Here is a 26811-nt window from a genome sequence, read left to right as displayed (position 1 = left end):
ACGACGTTTTGTCATAATTACTCCTGTGGATTGATCCAGTCTTTCTACATCAGGCCTCAAAACTGTTGCAGCAGTCTTGAGGCTTTTCTTTTGTCAGCACCTTGGCTACTTTCTTTGCCAGTTCCGCCAATTCCTCGTCTTCAACACCCCACTCCAGCACAGCCAGAAGCATGGCCATCTTTGGGATAAAGCTGTCTTTCCATCGCGAAATTTGCGATTCATTAATCCCTAACGCGTCGGCAACCTTTCGCTGACCACGTACAGCAATTCGATTTAGGATGTTGCTTGTAATTGCATTCGCTTTCTTGCGAGTACTTGTAAGTTGCATATGTAAGTATTTCCTTAACAAATAAGAAGTTATACGCACCAACTGATGCGCGTTGTATTCCCGCATTTCGGCGGGAATGAGGACCATGACTGTTAAAGAGCAATTTGCTTATGCCGCTTTGCGATAAGCACTTTCTTGATACTTCAGGGCGCCAGCTGTAACGACTTCCAGTCGATAGGCGTCTTTCTCTGGGATGACTTCCTTCCACTGAGAGACTGCTGCATCGCTAATGCCTAACGCTTTAGCTACCGCACGCTGGGTTCCGAAGTGGTCGATAACATCTTTCTTGTACATAGACTCGCTCCGAAATTAAAGAACACTTAAATTATCTATCAAAGGAATCTTAAGTCAAGTTTATTTAAGATGTCTTAACTATGAATACACAACTGATGGGTGAGCGTATTCGCGCTCGCAGAAAAGAACTCAAAATTAGGCAGGCTGCCCTTGGCAAGATGGTTGGCGTGTCTAATGTTGCTATTTCCCAATGGGAGCGTTCTGAAACTGAGCCCAATGGCGAAAACCTATTGGCCTTAGCCAAGGCTTTGCAGTGCTCCCCTGATTACTTGTTGAAAGGAGAAGATAGTCTTTCAAACATTGCCTATCACAGCAGGCATGATCCAAGAGGTTCGTATCCTCTAATTAGTTGGGTAAGCGCAGGATGTTGGATGGAAGCTGTAGAGCCATATCATAAGCGTGCAATAGATAACTGGTACGATACAACCGTAGATTGTTCAGAAGATTCGTTTTGGCTGGACGTAAAGGGTGATTCGATGACGGCTCCAGCCGGTCTCAGCATCCCCGAAGGAATGATAATACTCGTCGATCCTGAAGTAGAACCTCGTAACGGGAAGCTTGTAGTGGCAAAGCTCGAAGGAGAAAACGAGGCAACTTTCAAGAAGTTAGTTATTGATGCAGGCAGAAAGTTTCTAAAACCACTTAACCCACAATATCCGATGATTGAGATCAACGGGAACTGCAAAATCATCGGTGTAGTTGTCGATGCAAAAATAGCAAACCTTCCATAAGGGGCATTCGCCCCTTTTTTCTTTCCTTTAAAAATCAAAGCAAAACTTAAGTCCCACAATAAAATTTAAGTTTTCTTCAAAACACCCTTGACCATTAATTAAAGAAATCTTAAATTTAAGCCATCAGCAGGACGCTGGTAGCCAAACGGAACAGATTGGCAGGCTCTTTAACATTGATGGGATTGTCCCGCCGAAATGCGGGAACCAAAGAGTAGTTGGCTTTGGGGTGATGTGAAGTGCAGCAGCGCGACAGCATCAGGGAGTTAACCTCCCTCCCCCCGTCACGTCACCGCTAAAGTCAATCATCGGAGGTCAACATGACAGTAGTCATTACATATCTGGCTGACGATAACGCCAGAAATCGCCGCAGAGCACGCAGACAGGCTCAACGTGAACAGGCAATGAATGAACAGCGACTGGCGCGGAAGATTGCGCTAAAGCTCTCTGGTTGCGTCAGAGCAGACAAAGCAGCATCACTTGGCAGCCTTCTCTGCAAGAAGGCAGATGAAGTCGAGCGTAAACAGAACCGTATTTACTACCGCAAGCCACGCAGCGAAATGGGTGTGACTTGTGTTGGTCGCCAGAAAATGAAATTAGGCAGCAAACCACTTATTTGAGGTGATATATGGAAGAAGAATTTGAAGAGTTCGAAGAGCATCCGCAGGATGTGATGGAACAATACCAGGACTATCCGTATGACTACGACTATTGATAAAAATCAATGGTGTGGACAATTCAAGCGATGCAATGGATGCAAGCTGCAATCGGAATGCATGGTTAAGCCTGAAGAAATGTTTCCTGTAATGGAGGATGGGAAATATGTCGATAAATGGGCAATACGAACGACGGCAATGATTGCCAGAGAACTTGGTAAACAGAATAACAAGGCTGCCTGATGGTGGCCTTTATTTTTGGCATAAACAACAGAATAAACACTGCACTGTGTATTCATTCCAACGAGTGCATACACGGAGCAATGTCGCTCGTAACTAAACAGGAGCCGACTTGTTCTGATTATTGGAAATCTTCTTTGCCCTCCAATGTGAGGGCAATTTTTTTGACGGAGTGAACGATGATAAAAACTGATTATCCTGCAGAGCTTAAACAAAAAGTAATAACAGCAATTAAATGCTCTTTTATCTCATGTCGTACAGATGAAGAACGATATGTCGTTGAGTGTGCAATTGTCGAGTTTCTCACAGCGATGGAATTTACCGCAGCAGAATCAATAGACGTATTAAAGCAATCGGACGGAAATGATATTGAAACAGATGATGTTATTGACCGACTAATAAAATCATTCGAAGAAGAAATAGAGTAGCCGCCTGAGCGCGGCTTTACCGCATACCAATAATGCTTCACGAGAGGCATTTTCGTTATGCAATCAAATATAAGGAGTTACCCATGATGCACTTTCAGCTCGCGGGTAGCGGCGTCATGTCCGCTTTCTACCCGCACGAATCTGAATTATCACGCCGAGTTAAACAATTAATCAGAGCAGCAAAGAAACAACTGGAGGCGTTATGCGCAATGAAATAGCCATTAATCACCAGATGCTTCGTGCTGCACAAAACAAAGCAGTAATAGCCAGATTTATTGGTGATTCCAAAATGTGGCTTGAAGCAAATAAAGCGATGAAATCAGCTATCAACCTTCCATGGTATCGCAGGAAATGAGTTTTACAGATAACTGGTCAGACGAAGAATTCATTCGTCAGATGAACAAAATGCTCAATCAGCACAAAGAACAGGAGAAAGATGATGATTCTGACTCTGAATGATAAGCGTGAAATATCGCAAATAATCGCAAGTTTTACTGATGAAGATTACGAACGAATCAACAGTGAAGTTGATCGCCTCTGCAAACGTTGCGACCCAATAAGCGAAATGCTTCGCTCATATAAACCAGATGAACACACTAAGGACGCTATCGACTGGCTGGAAGATGATGACTGTAACTATCAGGAAAAAGCCGCTGAATGGTTCTGGGATGCAATAACCGAAAGAGTTAAGGCTGAATATGCCTTCGCAATATTCAAACGCAGACACATTTATGGAGAAGCAGCATGAGCAATATCGTTGAATTCGTTAAACAGCAGGAGCAGTTATTCTGCGGAGCATTGACTGAACAGACGGTGACATGGGCTAAGGAAAGCCAGTTTGCAATTCAGTATTTCCAGAAAAACGATTACCTGGCTAAAACAGCACTGGCAAACCCAACCAGCGCACAGAACGCCATCATCAATGTTGCGGCGATCGGCATCACCTTAAACCCGGCCAGCAAACTTGCTTATCTAGTTCCGCGCGACGGCATGGTTTGCCTTGATATCAGCTATATGGGATTACTTCACCTTGCGCAATCGACAGGTTCAATTAAGTGGGGGCAATGCAAACTGGTGTACTCAAACGACACCTATGAATCAAATGGCCTTGATTCAGCACCAACCCACAAATACAACGCATTTGGTGAGCGAGGCTCTATTGTTGGTGGTTATTGCACGGTTAAAACAGCAGATGGTGACTACCTGACTGAAGAAATGAGTCTGGCAGAAATTAAAGCAGTGGAAGCAACGAGCAAGGCAAAGAATGGACCGTGGAAAACATTCTGGGAAGAGATGGCGCGTAAAACAATAGTTAAACGCGCCAGCAAATACTGGCCTAAAGCCCAGCGACTGGATAATGCCATTCACCTGCTTAACGAAGATGAAGGTATGCATCAGGAACCAGTTATGCCGCAGAAATCAGAGGAAGATATCCACGAAGATGAACGGAAACGCCAGCAGGAAATAACGGATAAAGCACAACTTCTTTGTGATGAAATGGCCCAGGCTGAAAACATGGATGATTTGAAGCGATATTTTGCAGAAGCATATCGCCTGACATCTGGAATGAAATTGCAGCAGAACGTACAAGCCATTTACATAGAATGCAAAGCGAAACTGGAGGTTGCCAGTGAGCAAACTATATGAAATAGCCAATGAATACGCAAAATTGATGGATTCAGATTTAGAGCCAGAGATGATTGCTGACACAATAGAAGGCATGGAAGGAGAATTTACCGATAAAATAGAGCAACTTCTCGCCATTATTAAAAATGAATCTGGTTATGCTGAACGCCTCAAGGACGAGGCAAAGTCACTGAATGAACGAGCCGCAGTAATTCAAAATAAGATTGACAGCATTATGGCGTATATAGCGTCATCGCTTGAAATGGTTGGCAAGAAAAAGATTCGAGCAGGTATCCACCAGGTAACAATCCGCAAACCGTCAGAAACTGTAGAAATCATCGACTCAAGCGCCCTTCCTCAAGAATACGTTGAGTTTGAAACGACAATTAAAGCCGACAAACTGGCAATCAAACACCAACTAAAAGCAGGAATAAATATCCCCGGCGCTCAACTCAAAGTTGGGAAACCTTCACTTCTTATCAAATAACGGTATCGCCTATGAAAAAGACTCCATGGGAGAAATGGGAAGTCGATTTCTTGCGCGAAGTAGCGGCGACAATGCCAGTTGAAGTTATCGCTGAAAAACTGGAAAGGACTGAAAAAGCAGTAATGGCGAAAGCAACAAGGATTGGCGCTGACATTGTTAGCCGACTTCGTGGAAGACGATGGACAAGAGCCGAAGTATCACTTTTCGGTAAGTTCTCCGCAGAAGAAATAGCAATTGCAACCTGCCGCTCAATTTATTCAGTAAGGGCTATGCGATACAAGCTAAAAAAACTCGATGAAAAAAGAGCAGGCATACAAATAAATTAACATGGAGTAATTAACAATGAAGCTAAACATCGACCTCGGTAAATACGTTATTACTGGAACAAAACACGACCTGATTCTTAATGAAAGAGGAATTATCAAAGAAGGTGAGAATGCAGGGAAAGAAACACTAAGCCGTATCGGTTATTACAGCAAGTTTGAGCATCTGGTCAAAGAGTTATGCAACCGTGAAATCCTGTTATCTCAGGCGCAGACGCTACAGGATATTCAGCAGCATATCGAAACTTTAGGTATGTCACTTAGCATGGCTATTGACCAGTTCGTGGAGAGTAAATCATGAGAGGACTTGCATACAATCCCGGCATTCTTCCAGCAGAAATGATTATTCGCCAACGCGTAAAGCCAATGCCATCGAGAGAGGAATTACTTAAGCGAAACTCGTTTCCATCAGTGAATCAAAACAAACATCTGAATGCGATGTGGCGCAAAGGAGGCGACCAGTGAGCAAGATTGACTATCAGGCACTGCGTGAAGAATTTCAATACATGCAGGAGCATTACAGCGATCCTGCGGATCGTGAAAAACAGGAACTTTATATTTACGCAGAAACGTTGCTGTATGAACTGGATAAAAGCCAGCAATACATAAAACGCCGCGACCAGGAGAACGAGGATATTGCGCTAACGGTTGGGAGGCTGCGTGTTGAGCTGGAAGCAGCAAAAAAGCGCATAGCAGAACTGGAAGCCGAACCTGTAAGCCAAACTTACAAGTTGCACGAGCTGTCGGGCAGCTCTCCGGTAACTCCGGATGGTTGGATAAGCTGTAGTCAGCGAATGCCTGATGATGGTCAGCACGTAATTATTTTATGTGATGGTGCATTCGTTCTTTATGCGCAATATCGAGACGGTGAGTTTTTTGATGTCGTCCGCAATGGTGAGGAGTTCTTCGAAACGCAGAGCCGCAATGTAACCCACTGGATGCCGCTACCAGAACCGCCGCAGGAGGTGAAATGATGGACTCCTTTGCAAAATATACGATTATTGACTGGATGGCCTTCCTTCAGGTTTTGCTCATCTGGTTTTATATGGCTTACAGGAGTGGGCAGTGGATTGTCAACGTGGCCTGTAGCAAGGGATGGCGTTGGTGGAACCGAAAGAATAAAAAAGCACTGGCCTTGGATTCGTTTTACGAAGCATTCAATCTCAACAGTCTTCAGCCTGGTTCTGCCATTGTAGTCACCACTCAAAGCGGCATGACAATACAAATTCACAAGCCAAAGGAGGAAGGTCGTGGCTAACCTGCAACTTGCCGTCAAAGGTGAATACTTCGATGCCATGATTCGCGGGGAGAAAACGGAAGAGTATCGCCTGTGTAATGACTACTGGAATAAGCGAATCATGTTCCGGGAGTATGACCGCCTGATTATCACAAAGGGATATCCGAAGCGCGACGATTCCAGTCGCAGAATTGATGTTCCGTATGACGGATATGAAGTGAAGACAATCACACATCCACACTTTGGCGATAAACCGGTAAAGGTGTTCGCTATAAAGGTGAATATCGGCAATGAATAATAATCCTCGCACTCGAGGGGATTTCTTTTATCTGAACTCGCTACGGCGGGTTTTGTTTTATGGAGACAAGAAATGTCAGATTTGGCTATGAAGATTTTGAAATGGCAATCGACTGGCGATGTCGGCATCAGTAGCGCAACTCTTGCCTCAATCGCATGTGGACTGAAAAAGAATATCTATGGTCATCACTTCGGCGCTCCACATGACGCAGCCGATTTCCGACGATGCGTTGCACTTGTTGAGCAGATTCCAGAAATCAGAGATTCATTCGACAAGGTTGCAAAGCGCGTTCCGGCATTCAAAGGCATCCTCAACGAATGGGATTCCCTCGTTGCTCTGTTGAAGTCTGAAATGAAGATACACGGAAACAAAGCACCAGAGACTTACAGAAGAATTAGCGAACTACGCAAGGACTAACCATGGAATCACACAGCCTCAAACCCAATGAGGCCTGTTCATTTCTCAAGATATCCAGACCTACCATCGCCGCATCAATGCGGTTTTTTTATTGCCTGATTTGCAGGTTCGATTCCCTATTCGGAGATAGCACTCATGCAACATGAACTACAGCCTGATTCACTGGTTGATTTGAAATTCATCATGGCTGATACTGGCTTCGGTAAAACCTTCATCTATGACCGTATTAAGTCCGGCGACCTGCCAAAAGCCAAAGTTATCCACGGGCGAGCAAGATGGTTATATCGTGACCATTGTGAATTCAAAAATAAGCTCTTAAGCCGCGCCGATGGGTAAAATAGCGGGTAAAATATTTCTCACATCTAAAAAACACCATTCCAATCAATCCTCTGCAGTGTCAAGTAGATGTCTGCAGGGGACACCATGTTAACGTCTTGATTACCGCCTTCCATACCCCACCATAAAGCGAATCATCAATCCGCAGGCTGGTGCAAGAAACATAAATATTCCCGTGACCAACTCATTGCCACTGGTTAACCACATCGTGGAGTAATAAATGAGTGCGGCAAGGATGACCATACCGAAAAATGAAGAGACAGCAGAAACTACATTTAATACCTGACCGATATATCCGCTAACGCAGACGATACACAGGGCGAGAAACATCCATAAATAAATCATAGCTCAACCTCCTGCCGTGCTAAAAAACGTGTTACTTCAATTACTCCAATAGTAAGACAATTCTTAACCACTGGCAATTTCAGCAAAACATCAATAAAAACAATATATTATCAACATAACTATAAATCACTGAAAAATATTCACTTGAGTGATAAATAATCAGTAGCTGAAAATAATCAGCTGGTGATAAAATAGAAATACCGTATTCATGCTCCTCGTGGTTATGTCCTGACTAGTCTTTACACTCTTTACAGGAACCATTGTCGTACATGATGGCCCAATCAATTGAGTGTACCGCTGTAGACATGGAATCTTCTGCGATACAACAATTCGTATCTACAGAAGGTAACTATGTTTCCACAATGCAAATTTTCCCGCGAGTTCCTGCATCCTCGCTACTGGCTGACGTGGTTTGGTCTTGGCGTACTCTGGCTTTGGGTACAACTTCCTTACCCTGTTCTGTGCTTCCTTGGCACGCGTATCGGCACAATGGCCAGACCGTTCTTGAAACGTCGCGAATCCATCGCCTGCAAAAACCTTGAGCTTTGCTTCCCGCAGCTTTCCTACGAAGAGCGCGAGAAGATGATTACTGACAACTTTCGCTCGCTCGGAATGGCGTTGGTAGAAACTGGAATGGCGTGGTTCTGGCCAGATCGTCGCGTGCGTAAATGGTTTGATGTTGAAGGGCTGGATAACCTGCAACGCGCGCAAATGCAAAATCGCGGCGTGATGGTTGTCGGTGTGCACTTTATGTCGCTGGAGTTGGGTGGCCGCGTAATGGGGCTTTGCCAACCGATGATGGCAACTTACCGTCCGCATAATAATCAACTGATGGAATGGGTACAGACCCGTGGTCGCATGCGTTCCAATAAAGCGATGATCGGTAGAAATAATCTGCGCGGCATTGTCAGTGCGCTGAAAAAAGGTGAAGCCGTATGGTTTGCACCTGACCAGGATTATGGTCGTAAAGGTAGCTCCTTCGCGCCGTTCTTTGCGGTAGAAAATGTTGCTACAACCAATGGCACCTACGTTCTCTCTCGCCTCTCTGGCGCAGCTATGCTAACTGTGACGATGGTACGAAAAACCGATTATAGCGGTTACCGTCTGTTTATTACGCCAGAAATGGAAGGCTATCCGGCTGATGAAATTCAGGCCGCCGCCTATATGAATAAAATTATTGAGAAAGAGATTATGCGCGCACCAGAGCAGTATCTCTGGATCCATCGCCGCTTCAAAACGCGTCCGGTGGGTGAAGCCTCGTTATACGTTTAACAAATAACCCAGGCTTTTTCCCTCCTCAGATAAGCCATAATAACATCATGGTTTTTATGGCTTTTTTCTTAAGATTTTTCCCTTCGCTGAATCGTGAATTATTACTTCCAGAAATCAATCTGTCGCCGATATGCGACACTCGTAAGTTACTAAAAGTAAATAAGAAAATGCCACTTGTTTCGATTTAGTTTTAGGCGTACATTAGCGCCGTCTCGAGCCAATATGCTCAGAATTCTGAGGTGATGCCCGCGGGTGTCAGCTCACTGTAACAGGTGTAATGAAGTCATTCAGGCGTAACAGTAATTACGCGGAGAGATGTAAAGTGAAATATTTCTTTATGGGCATTTCTTTTATGGTCATCGTTTGGGCCGGTACTTTTGCCCTGATGATCTAAAAGTTAACTGCGAAACGAAAAACAGGAGCCATCAGGCTCCTGTTTGCATTTCTGGCGATGGTGTTTATTCCGCGTTTTCGTGAATATGTTTGCTGCTGACGGGCAGTAAGCCGTCAGCGCGGAACATCGCTTTAATCCCACGAATCGCCTGACGAATACGGTCGCGGTTTTCAATCAGCGCAAAGCGGACATGCGTGTCGCCGTAGTCGCCAAAGCCGATGCCGGGTGAGACACAAACCTTCGCTTCGTTAAGCAGCTTCTTGGCAAATTCCAGCGAGCCCATTGCCGCATACGGTTCCGGGATTTTCGCCCAGACATACATCGAGGCTTTCGGCATTTCAACCATCCAGCCCGCTTCATGCAGCCCTTTTACCAGCACATCGCGGCGGCGTTTGTACTGTTCGGCAATGTCGCGCACGCACTGTTGATCGCCCTCCAGCGCCGCAATCGCCGCCACCTGCAACGGTGTAAAGGTACCGTAATCGTGATAGCTTTTAATACGTGCCAACGCGCTGACCAGCGTTTTATTGCCGACCATAAAACCAATTCGCCAGCCCGCCATATTGTAGCTTTTCGACAGCGTAAAGAACTCGACCGCTACGTCACGTGCGCCCGGCACCTGCATGATTGACGGCGCTTTCCAGCCATCGTAGACGATATCCGCATAGGCCAGGTCATGGACCACCAACACATCGTAGCGTTTCGCCAGCGCCACTACTTTTTCGAAAAACTCCAGTTCCACACATTGCGCGGTTGGGTTTGACGGGAAGCCAAGGATCATCATCTTCGGTTTCGGATAACTTTCACGAATAGCGCGTTCCAGTTCATTGAAGAAATCAACACCTTCCACTAGCGGCACTGAACGTACCTGAGCACCAGCAATCACCGCGCCGTAAATATGAATGGGGTAGCTTGGATTCGGCACCAGCACGGTGTCACCGTGATCCAGCGTCGCCAGCATCAGGTGCGCCAGCCCCTCTTTCGAACCGATGGTGACGATGGCTTCTGATTCCGGGTCGATTTCAACGTCGTAACGTTCCTGATACCAGCGGGAAATCGCGCGACGTAACCGAGGAATACCGCGTGAGGTGGAGTAACCGTGTGTGTCCGGTCGCTGCGCCACAGTACATAATTTTTCGACAATATGCGGCGGGGTCGCGCCGTCCGGGTTGCCCATACTGAAATCGATAATATCTTCGCCGCGCCGACGCGCAGCCATCTTCAGTTCAGCGGTAATGTTAAAAACGTAGGGCGGGAGACGATCAATGCGCGTAAAGCGACGTTCAGGGCGAGTGTCAGCCATAATTTCCTCAGATTAACGTTAGCGCCCGGACCGTCCGAGCGACGCTGCCACGATGGTGGCTGTTTTGAAAATAGCCTGATTAATTTCTGTCTGTCCAGCGTTTTGGAAAATTTTTATTAATGCGAAAAAAGAGGAACAAAAACTTAAAAACAAGAAAGTCAGATTCGCCAACAAGAAAATTATCACCCATTACATTAACAATATAATTTCAATAAATTTACCAATTAGCTTGATACTGACAAGAGATGTATTGCCAGTACACCATTTAGCTTTCAATCCCCTTTTAAATTTGTGGTTTTTCCTCAAAAGTAGCGCACTGGTCATCAGCCTTCAGGTTACCTATCATAGAGGTTTAAACCTTATTCAGAGTTACCCGTGCACGAAATATTCAACATGCTGCTGGCGGTCTTCGATCGGGCAGCGCTAATGCTTATCTGCCTGTTTTTCCTCATCCGTATCCGCCTGTTTCGCGAGCTGTTGCACAAGTCGGCGCACTCAGCGAAAGAGCTGCTCGCTGTTACCGCCATTTTCTCGATGTTCGCCTTGTTCAGCACCTGGTCCGGCGTACCGGTGGAAGGTTCGCTGGTTAACGTGCGTATTATTGCGGTGATGTCGGGCGGGATTCTGTTTGGCCCATGGGTGGGCATCATTACCGGGGTAATCGCGGGTATTCATCGTTATTTAATTGATATCGGCGGCGTGACGGCTATCCCCTGCTTTATCACCAGTATTCTGGCGGGATGCATCTCTGGTTGGATCAACCTGAAAATCCCCAAAGCGCAGCGTTGGCGCGTCGGTATTCTCGGCGGCATGCTCTGTGAAACGTTGACCATGATTCTGGTGATTGTCTGGGCGCCGACCACTGAGCTGGGGCTGGATATCGTCTCCAAAATCGGTATCCCGATGATCCTCGGCAGTGTCTGTATCGGCTTTATTGTGCTGCTGGTACAAAGCGTTGAGGGAGAAAAAGAAGCCAGCGCCGCGCGCCAGGCCAAGCTGGCGCTGGATATCGCCAACAAAACGCTGCCTCTGTTTCGCCATGTCAATAGCGAGTCATTACGCAAGGTCTGCGAAATTATCCGCGATGACATTCACGCTGACGCGGTGGCAATCACCAATACCGATCATGTGCTGGCGTATGTCGGCGTGGGCGAACACAACTATCAGAATGGCGATGACTTCATTAGCCCGACTACCCGCCAGGCGATGAATTATGGGAAAATCATTATTAAAAACAATGATGAAGCCCACCGTACACCAGAGATTCATTCCATGCTGGTGATCCCATTGTGGGAGAAAGGCGTTGTGACCGGAACGCTGAAAATTTACTACTGCCACGCGCACCAGATTACGTCATCATTACAGGAGATGGCGGTCGGTCTGTCGCAAATCATCTCTACCCAACTGGAGGTTTCTCGCGCCGAGCAGCTACGGGAAATGGCAAATAAGGCAGAGCTTCGCGCCCTGCAAAGCAAAATTAATCCCCATTTTCTGTTTAACGCTCTGAACGCTATTTCATCGTCGATTCGTCTGAATCCGGATACTGCTCGCCAGCTAATCTTTAATTTGTCGCGCTATCTGCGCTATAACATTGAATTAAAAGACGATGAGCAAATTGATATCAAAAAAGAGCTGTACCAAATTAAAGACTATATCGCCATTGAGCAGGCCCGCTTTGGCGACAAGTTGACGGTTATCTATGATATTGATGAAGAGGTGAATTGCTGCATTCCCAGCCTGCTGATCCAGCCGTTGGTGGAGAACGCCATTGTCCACGGTATTCAGCCCTGCAAGGGAAAAGGTGTTGTCACCATTAGCGTTGCGGAGTGCGGTAATCGGGTCCGTATTGCGGTAAGAGATACCGGGCATGGCATCGATCCAAAGGTGATTGAGCGGGTCGAAGCGAATGAAATGCCGGGCAATAAAATCGGCCTGCTGAATGTGCATCATCGCGTGAAGTTGTTATATGGCGAGGGGCTGCATATCCGCCGCCTGGAACCAGGAACGGAAATTGCGTTTTACATTCCTAACCAACGCACCCCTGTCGCCTCACAGGCTACGTTATTGCTTTGAGCCGGAGTGATATTGTGAAAGTCATCATTGTTGAAGACGAATTCCTGGCACAACAGGAACTTAGCTGGCTTATTAAAGAGCACAGCCAGATGGAGATTGTCGGCACCTTTGACGACGGTCTGGACGTGTTGAAGTTTTTGCAGCATAACCGCGTCGACGCTATTTTTCTGGATATCAATATTCCGTCGCTGGATGGCGTGCTGCTGGCACAAAACATCAGCCAGTTCGCCCATAAGCCGTTTATTGTGTTTATCACCGCGTGGAAAGAACATGCGGTGGAAGCGTTTGAACTGGAGGCGTTTGACTACATTCTCAAACCGTATCAGGAGTCACGGATTACCGGGATGCTGCAAAAGCTGGAAGCCGCCTGGCAGCAACAGCAAACCAGCAGCACGCCTGCCGTGCCGTTAACGCGTGAGAATGACACCATTAATCTGGTGAAGGATGAACGCCTCATCGTGACGCCGGTCAATGATATCTACTACGCCGAAGCGCACGAGAAAATGACCTTTGTCTATACGCGGCGTGAATCTTATGTGATGCCAATGAACATCACCGAGTTTTGCAGCAAACTGCCGTCGTCGCACTTTTTCCGCTGCCATCGCTCGTTTTGCGTCAACCTGAACAAAATCCGCGAGATAGAACCATGGTTTAATAATACCTATATTCTGCGGCTGAAAGATCTGGATTTTGAAGTGCCAGTCAGCCGCAGCAAAGTTAAAGAATTCCGCCAGTTAATGCATCTGTAATCGGGAACTTTCATGAAAGCAGCAGGCTTGCCCGCCGATCAACAATTTTTCGCCGATCTGTTCAGCGGCCTGGTGCTTAACCCGCAACTGCTTGGGCGCGTCTGGTTTGCCTGCCAGCCCGCCTCGCTGCCGGTAGGCAGTTTGTGTATTGATTTTCCCCGACTGGATATTGTGCTACGCGGCGAATATGGCAATCTGCTGGAAGCAAAGCAGCAGCGTATGGTGGAAGGAGAAATGCTGTTTATTCCGGCGCGCGCGGCTAATTTACCGGTCAACCACAAACCGGTAATGCTGTTAAGCCTGGTGTTTGCGCCGACCTGGCTGGGGTTATCGTTTTACGATAGCCGCACCACGTCGTTACTGCATCCTGCTCGCCAGATCCAGCTTCCCAGCCTGCAACGCGGCGAAGGTGAAGCGATGCTTACCGCCCTCACCCATCTTAGCCGTTCGCCACTGGAGCAGAGTATCATTCAACCGTTGGTGTTAAGTTTGCTGCATCTTTGCCGCAACGTGGTCAACATGCCACCGGGTAATTCGCAACCGCGCAGCGATTTTCTCTACCACAGCATTTGTAACTGGGTTCAGGATAACTACGCTCAGCCGCTCACTCGCGAGAGCGTGGCGCAATTTTTTAATATCACGCCCAATCATCTGTCAAAACTGTTTGCGCAGCATGGGACGATGCGTTTTATCGAGTATGTTCGCTGGGTACGAATGGCAAAAGCGAGGATGATTTTGCAGAAATATCATCTGTCGATTCATGAAGTGGCGCAGCGTTGCGGCTTTCCGGATAGCGACTATTTTTGTCGCGTCTTCCGGCGTCAGTTTGGCCTGACGCCGGGAGAGTACAGCGCCCGTTTTCAGGGCTAAGTTTAGAAGGTTATTTCCGTTTCCAGCAGCGTCAGGATGCTTTGCGCATCACTTGCGGCGAAAAGCGACTGGCGGAAGTTTTTATTCACCAGTTTACGCGCCAGCTGCGAGAAGACTTTCACATGATTCATCCCTTCGTTAGCGCCCAGCGTCAGCATGATCACCAGTTCGACTTCGCCCATTTCTGACTGCCAGTCAACCGGTTTCACCAGTCGGGCAATGCTGATACTGGAATGGCGGATCCACTGCGATTTGGTGTGCGGGATCGCCACGCCAAAACCAACGCCAGTAGTAACAATCTCTTCCCGCTGCCAGACATCTTCTTCCAGCTCGAACGGATGCTCAGTACGCCCGTTAACGCCGAGGTTACCGCACAGGAACTGAATCGCCTGCTCTTTATTGCTAAAGTCCTGATCAACGAAGATATTCTCCAGCGCCAGCAGTGGGCGAACGTCTTCTTCCGGCGTAAACGCGGTGAGTAACGCTTCAATTTCCTGCGCGCTGCGGCATTCACATGCCTGACGCGCCAGTTCCCGACACGCCTCGCTATCCAGTTGACGAAGCTGGCTTTTCACCGCCGGAATGCGTGGGCTACTCATGCTTAGCTCATCCAGGCCCAGCCCAAGCAGAAGCGGCAGATAACGGCTTTCACCACCCAGTTCACCGCAAATACCTACCCATTTGCCCCGCTGATGCGCAGTGGTAACTATCTGCTGCAACATGCGCAGAAACGATGGCGAGATCGGATTATATAGCGGCGATACCCGCGGGTTATTACGATCGACCGCATACAAATACTGGGTCATATCGTTAGAGCCCATGCTGAAGAAATCGACCTCATCGCAGAAGTGATCGATGATGTAACATACCGACGGCACCTCAACCATGATCCCCAACGGGATCGTTTCTGCATGACGCAGGCCATCGCGCTTAAGATCAACGATCGCTTTCTGGATCTCACCTTTCACCCATAAGATCTGATCAAGGCTGTGGACCATCGGGATCATCAACTGGGCGTTGCCGAAACTGGCCGCGCGCAAAATCGCCCGCAGTTGAGTGCGGAACAGGCCAGCAAATTCCGGATAAATACGTACCGCGCGATAGCCGAGGAACGGGTTCTCTTCCTGGGGAATGTTGAGGTAAGGAATGCTTTTATCACCGCCGATGTCCATCGTGCGAAAGATAATCGGTTTGTCGCCCGCCGCCAGTAATACCTGCTGGTAGGCTTCAAATTGCTCCTGTTCGTCCGGCGCGCTGTCACGATCCATATAGAGCATTTCGGTACGAAACAACCCGACGCCTTCCGCGCCGTTAGCAAACGCGCCTGGTGCTTCCAGAGCAGTGCCAATATTCGCCGCAATATCAATACGCTTGTTATCACGAGAATAGGCCAGCTGCGCGGCGGCCTGCGCCTGTTGCTGCTGACGTTTATCCGCCAGCGTCTGCGCAACCTGATAATAACCGCTCACCGCGTCATCAGGATTTACCGCCAGCACGCCACATTGTGCATCAAGCACCGCCGGTTGTTCGGCATAACGGGCAATGGCATCCAGCGGCAGGCCGCTCAAAACCGGGATCGCCGAGGCGCGGGCCAGAATCAGAGTATGCGAGGTGCGCCCAGTTTTCTCCAGAATCATGCCTGCAAGATTTTTTAAATCGAGGCTCAAAAACTGGCTAGGGGTTAAATCCTCGGCCACCAGAATGGTCGGTTTTTCGAGCACCAGATTATTACGCGGCTTCAGTTCCGGCCAAGTAATATGCAGCAACTGTTCGCTGATATCACGAATGTCGCTGACCCGCTCGCGCAGATAATCGCTGGCAGAGGCAGAAAGTTTGGCGCAAACCTGCTCCATATTGCTGATGATCGCCGCTCCCAGCCCCTGATGCTGTTCTGCCATCAGGCGACGGATATTCCCTGCAAATTCATCATCCTGAATCAGCGACAAATGGGCGCTGAGGATGGTTTTGCTTTCGCCGTCACGCTCGCGCAACTGCTGGTTCAGTTGCTCGGCAAGCGTTGCCAGGCTGTGTTCCAGCCAGGTGGAGTCTTGCGCACTGGCCGGGATTGCCCGATAACTGTCGAGGCTGTTGCTCTGTAACAGGGTCAGCGTACCCACGCCGACGCCGCTTGCCAGCACATTGCCGTACAGTAAATCAGGGTTCAGGCGGCTTAATGAACGCGGCAGCGGGTGCGCCGTCAGTTCTGCCTGCGTCGGCTGGACGCTGTCGCTGTCGATAAAGCGCACCTGGATGTACTCTTCCAGCACGCGCCGCGCCTGCTCTTCATCGCTGCCGCTAATGTTCAGGCTGCAACTGTCATTAAATAATGTGCCGGTGCCAATCAGCGCCAGCGAACTTTTGGCATCCGCCTTCGCGTTCTGGCGATGGTTGATGAAGGTGATTTCGCTTTGCCAGTGGCTGCACTGCTCTTTAAGTTCCCACGCCGGACGAGCATGCAGACCGTTTGGCAAAGGACAGAGAAATTGAATCGTTAACATAACCGCTCCGGGTTAATCAGGAGATCATCTGAAATCCGTCAATTGAACAACCGTCTCACGGGTAAGACGTTGAATAAGGGCAGATAAAAGCTGCTGCATCTGCAAAATGTCGCGGCAGTCGGCAATCGATGCGGCGCAATGTCCATGGCGGGTTGCTGGCCCCATCACCACTGTGGGTATGCCAGTACCGGTTAAGTGCACCGCTCCACCGTCCGTGCCGCCGTTACTGAACATATCCACCTGTAACGGCACGCCAATTTCTGCCGCCACAGTTTCGATCCAGGCGGTAAGTTTTGGCGGCGCAATCAGTGACTTATCGCTTAACACCAGCATCGGTCCGTGACCAATCTGGCGATGGTTAGCTGCGCCATAATCAAAGTTTTTCGCCCAGCAGGCGGTATCAAGCACAATGGCGACATCCGGCGACACCGCACGCGTGGCGGTTTGCCCGCCGCGTAAGCCCACTTCTTCGCTGGAACTTGCCACCAGCCACACTTCCGCAGGCAGTTCAGCGTCGTGCAGCTCGCGCAGCAAAGTCACCAGCAGGTAGCAACCGAGGCGATCATCAAAGGCTTTCCCCATCACCCGCTGGTGAGGGAGAACCTGAAAAGTAGTATCAAACGTGACGCGATCGCCTGGACGAATTCCCGCCTGCATCACTTCGTCATACGAGCGCGCGCCAATATCCACGCGCATGGCGCTAACGTCATTCCCCTGCCGCTCGCCATCAAGCAGGCCGGGAATTTTGCACTCTTCACGGGTGGTGATGCGCACCGGCTGCAACTGACGGGCAGTCATGCGCACATTGCCAACTGGCAGCACATCAATCGCCCCTTCGCGGGAGATGCTGCGCACCATAAATCCCACTTCGTCCATATGCGCACAGATCATCACCTTCGGACCTGTCGATTCATTGAGGCGGATCAGCACCGATCCCAGGCCGTCAAATCGCACTTCTTTTTGCAGGCGATCCGCTTCATCCAGCAGGATCTGCCGCACTTCCTGTTCCGAGGAGGCGATCGCATCTGCCTCGCTCAATGCTTTTAATAGCGATAAATCCATTATGCCTCTCCCGTGAGCAACACTGTTTTCGGCATGGCGTAGAGCACTTCTGCGCCTTGCGGGGTGACCAGCACGACATCTTCGATGCGCACGCCCCCTTGCCCTGGCAAATAAATCCCCGGCTCCACGGTCAGTAGCATGCCTGGCTGTAGCGTCGTGGTGTCCCGCGGTGAAAAACGCGGATCTTCGTGTACTTCAATGCCGATAGCATGACCGGTGTTATGACCGAAATAGTCGCCATAACCGGCTTCTGTAATCACCCGGCGCGCGGCATCGTCAACCTGTTGGCAGCGCACGCCGGGGCGAATCGCGGAGATTGCCGCTAGCTGTGCCTGCAGGACAATCTGGTAGACGTTAAACAGCGGGTGAGATTCGGCGCTCACCCCTTCGCCATTCACCAGCAAGGTGCGCGTCATATCAGAGCAGTACCCCTGATACAGCGCACCGAAATCGAGAGTGACAAACTCGCCTGCTGCAACAATCTTGTCGCTGGCTTTACCGTGCGGCAGCGCCCCACGCCAGCCGCTGGCGACAATGGTGTCAAAAGAGGCTTTTTCTGCGCCCTGCTGGCGCATAAACCACTCCAGTTCAGCGGCTATCTCGCATTCGCTCATACCTGCCTGAATAAAGCGGCGAATATGCTCTGCTCCGCGATCGGCAATCCCACAGGCGAGGCGGATTTTCTCCACCTCCTCTGGCGTTTTGATTTGCCGCAGCACATCCGGCGTGGCGCTTACCAGTTTCGCATTGAGTTCAGACTGCCAGTGGTGCGCGGTTTCCCAACTCACCTGTTGGCCTTCAAAACCGAGCGTTTGCAACTGCTCATCGGCAATGATTTGCCTGACGATGGTGGCAAGCGTGTGCATCGCGTCAAGCAAATGCAGCTGGTAGCCTTGCGCACGGGCTTCCACCTCAACGTAATAGCGCGAATCCACCAGAATGTGCGCACTTTCACGGCTAATCACCACATAACCTGATCCGGTGGAGATCCCCAGATGCGGCTGTTTGTTCTGCCGTGAGGAAAGGAGCACCGCATCCAGTTGTTGCGCCTTAAGCCAGTCGCGCAGCGAAGCGAGTAATGTCATCTGGATTTTTCCTTCTTACAGGCTATCGATTAACAATTTGCCTTTGCGGAACATCATCAGACGCAGGAACACCACCATCAGCGCAGTAATGATTGCTCCCAGCGCGATCCCCGCCATATAGACGCCCAGATTAGTGACCAGCGGCCACGCCCAGATAGCGGATTCCGGGAACCATTGCACTGCGCCCAGCCAGACAGCAGCAGTGGAACCGACAATCGCGCCAACCATATAGGACGGAATAGCGGTGATGGGGCTTTCCAGCGCAAACGGAATCGCACCTTCACTGATCCCCATAAACGCCAGGAACATCGCGGTTTTACCCTGCGGATAAAGCTGGGCGTTAAACAGGCGTTTGCCAGTTAAGCGACGATCGATAATGGTCGCCAGACCCAGACCAATCGGCGGAATAACAATAGCGATAGAACGCGCGGTGACTGGTAATACATGGTCGGTGGTAAAGCTGAAGGCGACGAAACCAGCTGCTTTGTTGATTGGACCACCCAAGTCGATTGCGGTCGCCGCAGCAATGCCCATTGCGTACATCAGCGCACCCTTCTCACCAGCAGCGGTCAGCACGGTACGGATCCCGCCGTTGATCCAGCCACCAAACGGCGTGATCACGTAGTACATCGCCAGCATGACAAAAATGGCGGAAAGAATCGGTAGCAAAAATGTGGTTTTGAACGCTAACAGGAAATCCGGTAACTGGATTTTCTGGTTCATCCATTTCACGAGGTAACCCGCGACGATAGAAATAATCAGCGCACCAATGAAGGTAGACGGAACTGGTGAAGAGGTCGCCCACTGCATAGTGCTGGGATCGAAGTTCAGCAGTTGCGTGGGCTGGGTAGACATCAACCCGCCGATAAACCCAGCCGGGAACGCCAGTTTGCCGCCAATAGAATTCGCCACAAAAGCGGCAAACATCGGAATGGCAAAGCCAAACAGCACGCCGCCAAAGGACTGCGACAGCCAGGCAAATTTCAGTAAGGAGAGGTCGAAACCGGAAAATTTCCCGCTATTAAGAGCATCCATAATGCCGATGTCTGCGGGAATTTTAAGCCAGCTATAAGCAATCAGCTGGCTGAAAGCGAGGATCACACCGCCCATAATTAAGGTCGGCACCATGCGTGAAATCCCTGACATCACATGCTGCGGGAGTTCACCCCAGAAGCTGGTTTTAGAGGCCTGCGGATTCTTAACTGCCGCTGCCGCACCGGATGCGCCAGGCACAACGGTTGCACTGCGTTTTTTAATGGCCATAACAATTATCCCTGTCGAATATTACTGTTGTTCAGCGGCAATCATCTCTTCGATTTCTTTGATGATGCCCGCAGCGTTTTTAATTGCGTCCTGCAAAGTGATTTCATAAACGTCGCGTGATTCGAAACGCTCGTTATCTTCTGGTGTTACTGCCACGGAATGAATGATGATGGTCGCTTCGGCGATATCCTGCGCCGTCAGGCGGTTCTGGATGCCGTCCGCGCCCTGGGTTTCAATTTTCACTTCATAGCCGGCTTCCACTGCCGCTTCTTCCAGCGCCTGGGCGGCCATAAAGGTGTGAGCCAGGCCCATTGGGCAGGCACATAAGGCAATCAGTTTCTTACTCATCGTTATTTCCTCGTTTGTTTATAGTTGACGAATGAAATTATGAACGTGCAAAACAAATTGCCGTTACCAGACAAATAATGCATTTACTGGAGAATTAATCCCGTAGTGCGGAAGTGTGACGCAGGTCGGCCTTGTGAAGAGACACAAAGAAAAATTGAATTAACTGATTGATTTAAAAGATTATCGGGAGAGTCACCTCCCGATATGACAGGAAGGATTTACAGAATGTGGCCTAAGGTCTGGCGTAAATGTGCACCGGAACCGAGAAGCCCAGGGTTATCGTGCACAATTAAATAGACCGGAATATCATGAACATAATCTTTAAAGCGCCCTTTGTCTTCAAAAGCGGCACGGAAACCGGAGGCTTTGAAGAACTCAAGGAAACGCGGAACGATACCGCCCGCAATATAGACGCCGCCAAATGTTCCGAGATTGAGCGCCAGATTGCCGCCAAAACGCCCCATAATGACGCAAAACAGTGACAACGCGCGGCGGCAATCGGTGCAGCTGTCAGCCAACGCGCGTTCGGTAATATCTTTTGGCTTGAGATTTTCCGGCAGGCGGTTGTCCGCTTTCACAATCGCGCGATACAAATTCACCAGTCCAGGGCCAGAGAGCACGCGTTCAGCCGAGACATGGCCAATTTCCGCGCGCAGTATTTCAAGGATAATGGCTTCTTCTTCACTGTTTGGCGCAAAATCAACGTGACCGCCTTCACCAGGCAGGCTTACCCAGCGTTTATCGACATGGACCAGATGTGCGACCCCAAGCCCTGTCCCGGCACCGTACACCGCGACAGGTTTACCTTCAACTGGTTCTGCGCCGCCAAACTGGATCAGATGCTCTTTTTTCAGCATCGGGATCGCCATCGAAACCGCCGTAAAATCGTTAATAATCTCCAGGTGGCTAAAACCGAGATTCTTTTTCATTTCGGCAATCGAAAACGCCCAGGTGTGGTTGGTCATTGCCACCCAGTCACCAGTAATTGGGCAAGCAATGGCGATGCAGCCATCTTTCACCTCGACTTTATTCTCTTCAAGATAAACGCGAATGACCGCTTCCAGGCTGGGATAATCAAGCCCTGAATAGGTTTTAGCCTGCGAGATTTCACCACTGGCAATATCACACAGAGCAAGACGTGCGTTAGTACCGCCCACATCACCGACTAATGCATACTTTGTCATTCTTCAACTGCTCCGCTAAAGTCAAAATACTTCTTTCTCACACTGTAAATACGTGGGGGCATAACAACAACGCCGAAAAGGCAGGCTCCCTGTAAATATCGATCTGGGTCACACATTTACTTTATCGTTTCAGCATCAATTGCAGCGATGTCTTTGTGCAAGCTGGGCAAACTAAATATCTGAACCCGCATAAAGGAATAGAACATGCTCCATCCGCGAGCCAGAACCATGTTGTTATTATCGCTCCCCGCTCTGGCAATTGGGATTGCGTCCAGTCTTATTCTGATGGTGGTAATGAAAATCGCCTCGGTATTACAGAATCTGCTCTGGCAACGACTGCCGGGAAGTCTGGGGATAGCCCAGGATTCACCGCTCTGGATCATCGGAATTTTAACGCTGACAGGGGCTGCTGTTGGGCTAGTCATCCGTTTCAGCCGGGGTCATGCCGGGCCGGATCCTGCCTGTGAAGCGCTGATAGGCGCGCCAGTCCCTCCCTCTGCGCTACCAGGACTGATCGTAGCATTAATTCTCGGTCTTGCTGGCGGCGTCAGTCTTGGGCCGGAACATCCCATTATGACCGTCAATATCGCCCTCGCGGTGGCGATTGGCGCGCGTCTGTTACCACGAGTGAACCGGATGGAGTGGACTATTTTAGCCTCTGCGGGCACCATCGGCGCACTGTTTGGCACACCTGTTGCGGCGGCGTTGATATTTTCGCAAACCTTAAATGGCAGCCACGACGTTCCACTTTGGGATCGTCTCTTTGCGCCGTTAATGGCAGCGGCGGCTGGTGCGCTAACCACCGGATTGTTTTTCCATCCTCATTTTTCGCTGCCCATTGCTCGTTACGGACAGATGCAGTTAGCAGACATCATCAGTGGTGCAATTGTGACGGCGATCGCCATTGCGGCAGGTATGGTTGCAGTGTGGTGTTTCCCACGGGTGCACGCGATGATGCATCAGATTAAAAATCCGGTCCTCATGCTGGGGGTTGGCGGCTTTATTCTCGGTATTCTGGGTGTTATTGGTGGGCCTGTTTCGCTATTTAAAGGGCTGGACGAGATGCAGCAAATGGTGACAAATCAGGCTTTCAGCACCAGCGATTACTTTTTGCTGGCGGTAATCAAACTCGCCGCCCTGGTCATTGCCGCCGCCAGCGGGTTTCGCGGCGGGCGAATCTTCCCGGCGGTATTTGTCGGCGTAGCGTTAGGGTTGATGCTGCATGCGCACGTTCCCGCCGTTCCAGCGGCCATTACCGTCTCCTGCGCGATTCTCGGCCTCGTACTGGTGGTAACGCGCGATGGCTGGCTAAGTTTGTTTATGGCGGCGGTCGTTGTACCTGATTCCACATTGTTACCGCTATTGTGTATCGTCATGCTTCCGGCATGGTTATTACTGGCAGGTAAACCGATGATGATGGTGAATCGTCCAAAACAACAGCCACCCCACGATAACCTTTAGCAAAAAATGCTCTCCCTTATGATTTAAGAGTTATGGCGATGAAACGGGGCTTTACCTCCCCGTAATATTGCGTTAACAGGCCGCTGACGGCTTCGATCGTGAAGGAGAATAACAATGTTCAGGTCACTGTTTCTGGCGGCCGCCCTGATGGCATTTATCCCGCTTGCAGCAAACGCAGGTGAAATTACCTTGCTGCCATCAATTAAATTACAAATTGGCGATCGCGATAATTATGGTAACTACTGGGACGGTGGTCACTGGCGCGATCGTGACTACTGGCACCGTAATTATGAATGGCGTAAAAACCGCTGGTGGCGTCATGATAATGGCTATCACCGTGGCTGGGATAAGCGTAAAGCGTATGAGCGTGGCTATCGCGAAGGCTGGCGTGACCGTGATGATCATCGCGGAAAAGGCCGTGGACATGGGCATCGTCATTAAACACATTCGCTAATGAAGCACAATGCCTGATGCGACGCTTGCGCGTCTTATCAGGCCTACAAACCCACTTCATTTAACGCGTAGGGCGGATAAGGCGTTTACGCCGCATCCGCCAGTGGTGCCTGATGCGACGCTCATTCAACTACAGCCCCAATGCCGTTCCCACCAACAACCAGATATTCAGCGTTACCACCAGCACCACAATCATCCAGCCGATTTGTTTAACCCATTTGCTATTCACCAGATCGCCCATCAACTTGCTGTCACTGGTGAAAATCAGCAGCGGCACCAGCGCCAGAGCAATACCAAAACTGAGCAGCACCTGACTCATAACCAAAATCCGTGTCGGATCCAATCCCATCAGAATGACAATAAATGACGGCAGCATGGTTACCGTACGGCGTACCCACAGCGGAATATGAAAGCGAATGAACCCCTGCATCACCACCTGCCCTGCCAACGTCCCCACTACCGTTGACGAAAGCCCCGCCGCCACCAGACTTAAACCAAAAACCGTTGCCGCAGCATTGCTTAACAGCGGTTGCAGCGTAAGGTAAGCCTCATCAAGATCGGCAACACCAGTATGACCAGAAAAATGAAACGCTGCGGCAGCCGTTGCCATCATTGCCAGATTGACAAAGCCAGCGATGGTCATGGCAATCGCCACATCCCATTTAGTCGCAGAGTAACGTTGTTGGCGTGAACCACCGTGTAGATGCTGGGTAAGCGAAGAGTGAAGATAAATCACATGCGGCATAATCGTCGCCCCTAACACGCCAGCCGCCAGGAAGACCGCTTCCGAGGTCGGTAAACTCGGTATCGCCATACCTTTGCTCAACTGCACCAGATTCGGTTGGGAGAAAATCAGCTCAACAATGTAGGCCGCCGCGACAAACAACAGAAGCCCACCAATCACTTTCTCCAGCGGTTTTTGCCCGCGACGTTGCAGCATTAAAATCAGGAAAGTGGCGATACCTGTCAGCACCGCCCCCTGCAATAAAGAAACACCAAGAATGAGTTTGAAACCGATCGCCGCACCAATAAATTCCGCCAGATCGGTCGCCATCGCAATAATTTCCGCCTGGACCCAATAGAACCAGACTACCGGACGTGGATAGTGATCGCGAATTTGCTCCGCCAAATTTTTACCAGTGGCAATCCCGAGTTTGGCCGAGAGAATCTGAATCAGCATTGCCATCAGGTTGGCCCAGACGACCACCCACAGCAGTTGATAGCCGAAGCTGGCGCCCGCCTGAATATTGGTCGCAAAGTTACCGGGATCGATATAACCAATCGCCGCAATGAACGCAGGTCCCATTAATGCGAGCCTCATCTTGCGCGCTGCCCGACCGCTGCTACTCTCAACGCGATAGTTCGTCATCTTGTGCCTCTAAAACATAGCCTTTGCTATGTTTCATGCTATGTCAAACGAGAATGATTATCAAATTCATTTAAATGGATTGTGGTGATTTCTCTGATAGACCAGGATTATGACTACGAAAAGATTGATGATTTGAATGTTATGATTATGTTTAATGTTAGCACATTTACATAACTTTCAGCTTCCATACACAACATAGCAAATATGTATGACAGGTCACTATTTTTGAAGCTTGTCACAGGACGTCATTATAGTGTGTGTCAGATCTCGTTTTCCTTACCCATGTTACATAGAATGTGCACGGAAATTTAACCTGCCTCATATTTGGAGCAAATATGGACCGCGTCCTTCATTTTGTACTGGCACTTGCCGTTGTTGCGATTCTCGCACTGCTGGTAAGCAGCGACCGCAAAAAAATTCGTATCCGTTATGTTATTCAACTGCTTGTTATCGAAGTGTTACTGGCGTGGTTCTTCCTGAACTCCGACGTTGGTCTGGGCTTCGTGAAAGGCTTCTCCGAAATGTTCGAAAAACTGCTCGGATTTGCCAACGAAGGGACTAACTTCGTCTTTGGTAGCATGAATGATCAAGGCCTGGCATTCTTCTTCCTGAAAGTGCTATGCCCAATCGTCTTTATCTCTGCGCTGATCGGTATTCTCCAGCACATTCGCGTATTGCCGGTGATTATCCGTGCAATTGGTTTCCTGCTCTCCAAAGTCAACGGCATGGGCAAACTGGAATCCTTTAACGCCGTCAGCTCCCTGATTCTGGGTCAGTCCGAGAACTTTATCGCCTATAAAGATATCCTCGGCAAAATCTCCCGTAATCGTATGTACACCATGGCAGCCACGGCGATGTCCACCGTTTCTATGTCCATCGTTGGTGCATACATGACGATGCTGGAACCGAAATACGTAGTTGCTGCGCTGGTACTGAACATGTTCAGCACCTTTATCGTGCTGTCGCTGATCAACCCTTACCGTGTTGATGCCAGCGAAGAAAACATTCAGATGTCCGACCTGCACGAAGGCCAGAGCTTCTTCGAAATGCTGGGCGAATACATTCTGGCAGGCTTCAAAGTGGCCATTATCGTTGCCGCAATGCTGATCGGCTTTATCGCCCTGATCGCTGCACTGAACGCTCTGTTTGCTACCGTGACTGGCTGGTTTGGCTACAGCATCTCCTTCCAGGGCATTCTGGGCTACATATTCTATCCGATTGCATGGGTGATGGGTGTTCCTTCCAGTGAAGCACTGCAAGTAGGCAGCATCATGGCGACCAAACTGGTTTCCAACGAGTTCGTTGCGATGATGGATCTGCAGAAAATTGCGTCCACGCTCTCTCCGCGTGCTGAAGGTATCCTCTCTGTGTTCCTGGTATCCTTCGCTAACTTCTCTTCTATCGGGATTATCGCAGGTGCCGTTAAAGGCCTGAACGAAGAGCAAGGTAACGTGGTTTCTCGCTTCGGTCTGAAACTGGTTTACGGCTCTACGCTGGTGAGTGTGCTGTCTGCGTCAATCGCAGCACTGGTACTGTAAGCGAATCCATTAAAAAAGCCGGGGATAATTCCCCGGCTTCAGTTTGTTGACAACGTGTGCTCTGTTTATGCCGGATGTGGCGTGAACGCCCTACCCAGCCTACAAAACAACGCAAATTCAATAGATTGTGTTTCCATGTAGGCCTG

At 49.5% G+C, this 26811-nt stretch carries 36 protein-coding genes; 25 read left to right on the top strand and 11 right to left on the bottom strand.

Translation table 11 applies throughout. The features are described from left to right. Positions 1 to 49 precede the first annotated feature (49 nt). Together FEK46_RS16510 and FEK46_RS16505 are read right to left on the bottom strand one after the other, a co-directional pair. Entirely contained in the window at positions 50 to 328 is a 279-nt protein-coding gene (locus FEK46_RS16510; RefSeq protein WP_001177648.1) for a lambda phage CII family protein, read from the bottom strand. 108 nt (positions 329 to 436) lie between these two features. Further along, positions 437 to 622, bottom strand: coding sequence for a Cro/CI family transcriptional regulator (locus FEK46_RS16505; protein ID WP_000276886.1), 186 nt, complete (start codon positions 620 to 622; stop codon positions 437 to 439). Between the two features lie 80 nt (positions 623 to 702). On the opposite strand from FEK46_RS16505, the gene FEK46_RS16500 reads away from it, so the two are divergent. The 17 genes from FEK46_RS16500 (at position 703) to torI (ending at position 7398) form a co-directional block, all read left to right on the top strand. Then, a complete protein-coding gene (locus tag FEK46_RS16500; RefSeq protein ID WP_105289085.1) occupies positions 703 to 1353 on the top strand; it encodes a LexA family transcriptional regulator in 651 nt (216 codons plus the stop codon). A 317-nt stretch (positions 1354 to 1670) separates the two neighbouring features. Beyond that, on the top strand, positions 1671 to 1970 hold the full coding sequence (locus FEK46_RS16495) for a hypothetical protein (protein WP_135406909.1): 300 nt from the start codon (positions 1671 to 1673) through the stop codon (positions 1968 to 1970). A gap of 78 nt (positions 1971 to 2048) precedes the next feature. Continuing rightward, positions 2049 to 2249 (top strand): antirestriction Ral family protein, encoded by a 201-nt coding sequence (locus FEK46_RS16490; protein WP_000213975.1) that lies wholly within the window; start codon positions 2049 to 2051, stop codon positions 2247 to 2249. A 176-nt stretch (positions 2250 to 2425) separates the two neighbouring features. Next, positions 2426 to 2674, top strand: a complete 249-nt coding sequence (locus tag FEK46_RS16485; protein ID WP_000597940.1) for a hypothetical protein — start codon at positions 2426 to 2428, stop codon at positions 2672 to 2674. 83 nt (positions 2675 to 2757) lie between these two features. Further along, complete coding sequence (locus FEK46_RS23940; RefSeq protein ID WP_000972063.1) at positions 2758 to 2892, top strand: hypothetical protein; 135 nt, start codon at positions 2758 to 2760, stop codon at positions 2890 to 2892. Then, a complete protein-coding gene (gene kil, locus FEK46_RS16475; RefSeq protein WP_001243355.1) occupies positions 2877 to 3029 on the top strand; it encodes a host cell division inhibitory peptide Kil in 153 nt (50 codons plus the stop codon). The genes FEK46_RS23940 and kil overlap by 16 nt, the downstream gene beginning before the upstream one ends. An 84-nt stretch (positions 3030 to 3113) precedes the next feature. Further along, positions 3114 to 3422: a hypothetical protein gene (locus FEK46_RS16470; protein ID WP_000604111.1), complete on the top strand. Its 309-nt coding sequence runs from the start codon at positions 3114 to 3116 to the stop codon at positions 3420 to 3422. Then, positions 3419 to 4321 carry a RecT family recombinase gene (locus tag FEK46_RS16465; protein WP_135559770.1) on the top strand — a complete coding sequence of 301 codons (903 nt, stop codon included), beginning with the start codon at positions 3419 to 3421 and terminating at the stop codon, positions 4319 to 4321. The genes FEK46_RS16470 and FEK46_RS16465 overlap by 4 nt, the downstream gene beginning before the upstream one ends. Then, complete coding sequence (locus FEK46_RS16460) at positions 4305 to 4787, top strand: siphovirus Gp157 family protein (RefSeq protein ID WP_023351789.1); 483 nt, start codon at positions 4305 to 4307, stop codon at positions 4785 to 4787. Before FEK46_RS16465 ends, FEK46_RS16460 begins: the two co-directional genes overlap by 17 nt. Before the next feature lie 11 nt (positions 4788 to 4798). Next, the gene (locus tag FEK46_RS16455; RefSeq protein ID WP_135559771.1) at positions 4799 to 5113 is read left to right on the top strand and encodes a hypothetical protein; all 315 of its coding nucleotides are present in this window, start codon (positions 4799 to 4801) and stop codon (positions 5111 to 5113) included. 16 nt (positions 5114 to 5129) lie between these two features. Further along, the gene (locus FEK46_RS16450; RefSeq protein ID WP_021514419.1) at positions 5130 to 5411 is read left to right on the top strand and encodes a DUF5405 family protein; all 282 of its coding nucleotides are present in this window, start codon (positions 5130 to 5132) and stop codon (positions 5409 to 5411) included. Beyond that, entirely contained in the window at positions 5408 to 5575 is a 168-nt protein-coding gene (locus tag FEK46_RS16445; protein ID WP_021548195.1) for a DUF2737 family protein, read from the top strand. The genes FEK46_RS16450 and FEK46_RS16445 overlap by 4 nt, the downstream gene beginning before the upstream one ends. Next, complete coding sequence (locus FEK46_RS16440) at positions 5572 to 6084, top strand: DUF551 domain-containing protein (protein ID WP_135559772.1); 513 nt, start codon at positions 5572 to 5574, stop codon at positions 6082 to 6084. Before FEK46_RS16445 ends, FEK46_RS16440 begins: the two co-directional genes overlap by 4 nt. After that, positions 6084 to 6368 (top strand): DUF4752 family protein, encoded by a 285-nt coding sequence (locus tag FEK46_RS16435; protein WP_135559895.1) that lies wholly within the window; start codon positions 6084 to 6086, stop codon positions 6366 to 6368. The genes FEK46_RS16440 and FEK46_RS16435 overlap by 1 nt, the downstream gene beginning before the upstream one ends. Continuing rightward, positions 6361 to 6645, top strand: coding sequence for an ASCH domain-containing protein (locus FEK46_RS16430; protein WP_086251790.1), 285 nt, complete (start codon positions 6361 to 6363; stop codon positions 6643 to 6645). Before FEK46_RS16435 ends, FEK46_RS16430 begins: the two co-directional genes overlap by 8 nt. 72 nt (positions 6646 to 6717) lie before the next feature. Continuing rightward, on the top strand, positions 6718 to 7062 hold the full coding sequence (locus tag FEK46_RS16425; RefSeq protein WP_032255648.1) for a hypothetical protein: 345 nt from the start codon (positions 6718 to 6720) through the stop codon (positions 7060 to 7062). 135 nt (positions 7063 to 7197) lie between these two features. After that, on the top strand, positions 7198 to 7398 hold the full coding sequence (torI, locus tag FEK46_RS16420; protein WP_064238086.1) for a response regulator inhibitor TorI: 201 nt from the start codon (positions 7198 to 7200) through the stop codon (positions 7396 to 7398). Positions 7399 to 7500: 102 nt separating this feature from the next. On the opposite strand, the gene FEK46_RS16415 is transcribed toward torI, so the two are convergent. Continuing rightward, entirely contained in the window at positions 7501 to 7743 is a 243-nt protein-coding gene (locus FEK46_RS16415) for a YfdY family protein (RefSeq protein WP_130216891.1), read from the bottom strand. 351 nt (positions 7744 to 8094) lie between these two features. Here FEK46_RS16415 and lpxP point away from each other — a divergent pair, with 351 nt between their 5' ends. Continuing rightward, positions 8095 to 9015: a kdo(2)-lipid IV(A) palmitoleoyltransferase gene (gene lpxP, locus FEK46_RS16410; RefSeq protein WP_130207330.1), complete on the top strand. Its 921-nt coding sequence runs from the start codon at positions 8095 to 8097 to the stop codon at positions 9013 to 9015. A 322-nt stretch (positions 9016 to 9337) separates the two neighbouring features. Beyond that, positions 9338 to 9409 (top strand): membrane protein YpdK, encoded by a 72-nt coding sequence (ypdK, locus tag FEK46_RS16405; protein ID WP_010723117.1) that lies wholly within the window; start codon positions 9338 to 9340, stop codon positions 9407 to 9409. Positions 9410 to 9473: 64 nt separating this feature from the next. On the opposite strand, the gene alaC is transcribed toward ypdK, so the two are convergent. Beyond that, positions 9474 to 10712, bottom strand: a complete 1239-nt coding sequence (gene alaC, locus FEK46_RS16400) for an alanine transaminase (RefSeq protein WP_130207332.1) — start codon at positions 10710 to 10712, stop codon at positions 9474 to 9476. A 375-nt stretch (positions 10713 to 11087) separates the two neighbouring features. On the opposite strand from alaC, the gene ypdA reads away from it, so the two are divergent. From ypdA to FEK46_RS16385, 3 genes are read left to right on the top strand one after another with little or no spacing between them, the layout of a single operon-like run. Beyond that, entirely contained in the window at positions 11088 to 12785 is a 1698-nt protein-coding gene (gene ypdA, locus FEK46_RS16395; protein WP_130207334.1) for a two-component system sensor histidine kinase YpdA, read from the top strand. 14 nt (positions 12786 to 12799) lie between these two features. Then, positions 12800 to 13534, top strand: a complete 735-nt coding sequence (gene ypdB / locus FEK46_RS16390; RefSeq protein WP_130237839.1) for a two-component system response regulator YpdB — start codon at positions 12800 to 12802, stop codon at positions 13532 to 13534. A 12-nt stretch (positions 13535 to 13546) separates the two neighbouring features. Further along, a complete protein-coding gene (locus FEK46_RS16385) occupies positions 13547 to 14404 on the top strand; it encodes an AraC family transcriptional regulator (RefSeq protein WP_135559773.1) in 858 nt (285 codons plus the stop codon). Positions 14405 to 14406: 2 nt separating this feature from the next. On the opposite strand, the gene ptsP is transcribed toward FEK46_RS16385, so the two are convergent. The 6 genes from ptsP to glk form a co-directional block, all read right to left on the bottom strand. After that, positions 14407 to 16902: a phosphoenolpyruvate--protein phosphotransferase gene (gene ptsP / locus FEK46_RS16380; RefSeq protein WP_135559774.1), complete on the bottom strand. Its 2496-nt coding sequence runs from the start codon at positions 16900 to 16902 to the stop codon at positions 14407 to 14409. A gap of 24 nt (positions 16903 to 16926) precedes the next feature. After that, the gene (ypdE, locus tag FEK46_RS16375) at positions 16927 to 17964 is read right to left on the bottom strand and encodes an aminopeptidase (protein ID WP_135559775.1); all 1038 of its coding nucleotides are present in this window, start codon (positions 17962 to 17964) and stop codon (positions 16927 to 16929) included. After that, a complete protein-coding gene (ypdF, locus tag FEK46_RS16370) occupies positions 17964 to 19049 on the bottom strand; it encodes an aminopeptidase (RefSeq protein ID WP_135559776.1) in 1086 nt (361 codons plus the stop codon). Before ypdF ends, ypdE begins: the two co-directional genes overlap by 1 nt. A 15-nt stretch (positions 19050 to 19064) precedes the next feature. After that, positions 19065 to 20312 (bottom strand): PTS fructose transporter subunit IIC, encoded by a 1248-nt coding sequence (locus FEK46_RS16365; RefSeq protein WP_000985352.1) that lies wholly within the window; start codon positions 20310 to 20312, stop codon positions 19065 to 19067. Between the two features lie 21 nt (positions 20313 to 20333). Beyond that, entirely contained in the window at positions 20334 to 20660 is a 327-nt protein-coding gene (locus FEK46_RS16360) for a PTS fructose transporter subunit IIB (RefSeq protein WP_000038455.1), read from the bottom strand. A 218-nt stretch (positions 20661 to 20878) separates the two neighbouring features. Further along, positions 20879 to 21844, bottom strand: a complete 966-nt coding sequence (gene glk / locus FEK46_RS16355) for a glucokinase (RefSeq protein ID WP_130207348.1) — start codon at positions 21842 to 21844, stop codon at positions 20879 to 20881. Between the two features lie 204 nt (positions 21845 to 22048). Between glk and FEK46_RS16350 the strand changes: the two genes are divergently transcribed. Both FEK46_RS16350 and ypeC read left to right on the top strand, forming a co-directional pair. After that, on the top strand, positions 22049 to 23305 hold the full coding sequence (locus tag FEK46_RS16350) for an ion channel protein (RefSeq protein WP_135559777.1): 1257 nt from the start codon (positions 22049 to 22051) through the stop codon (positions 23303 to 23305). A gap of 114 nt (positions 23306 to 23419) precedes the next feature. Further along, the gene (gene ypeC / locus FEK46_RS16345; RefSeq protein WP_130216879.1) at positions 23420 to 23746 is read left to right on the top strand and encodes a DUF2502 domain-containing protein YpeC; all 327 of its coding nucleotides are present in this window, start codon (positions 23420 to 23422) and stop codon (positions 23744 to 23746) included. Positions 23747 to 23888: 142 nt separating this feature from the next. Here the strand turns inward: ypeC and FEK46_RS16340 are convergent, their stop codons facing one another. Continuing rightward, on the bottom strand, positions 23889 to 25127 hold the full coding sequence (locus FEK46_RS16340; protein ID WP_130216878.1) for an Nramp family divalent metal transporter: 1239 nt from the start codon (positions 25125 to 25127) through the stop codon (positions 23889 to 23891). 335 nt (positions 25128 to 25462) lie between these two features. On the opposite strand from FEK46_RS16340, the gene nupC reads away from it, so the two are divergent. Then, entirely contained in the window at positions 25463 to 26665 is a 1203-nt protein-coding gene (nupC, locus tag FEK46_RS16335) for a nucleoside permease NupC (protein WP_064526382.1), read from the top strand. Positions 26666 to 26811: the final 146 nt, after the last annotated feature.

It is taken from the genome of Escherichia sp. E4736 (assembly GCF_005781225.1).
Classification (GTDB): domain Bacteria; phylum Pseudomonadota; class Gammaproteobacteria; order Enterobacterales; family Enterobacteriaceae; genus Escherichia.
This window is presented reverse-complemented; position numbering and strand designations above follow the sequence as displayed.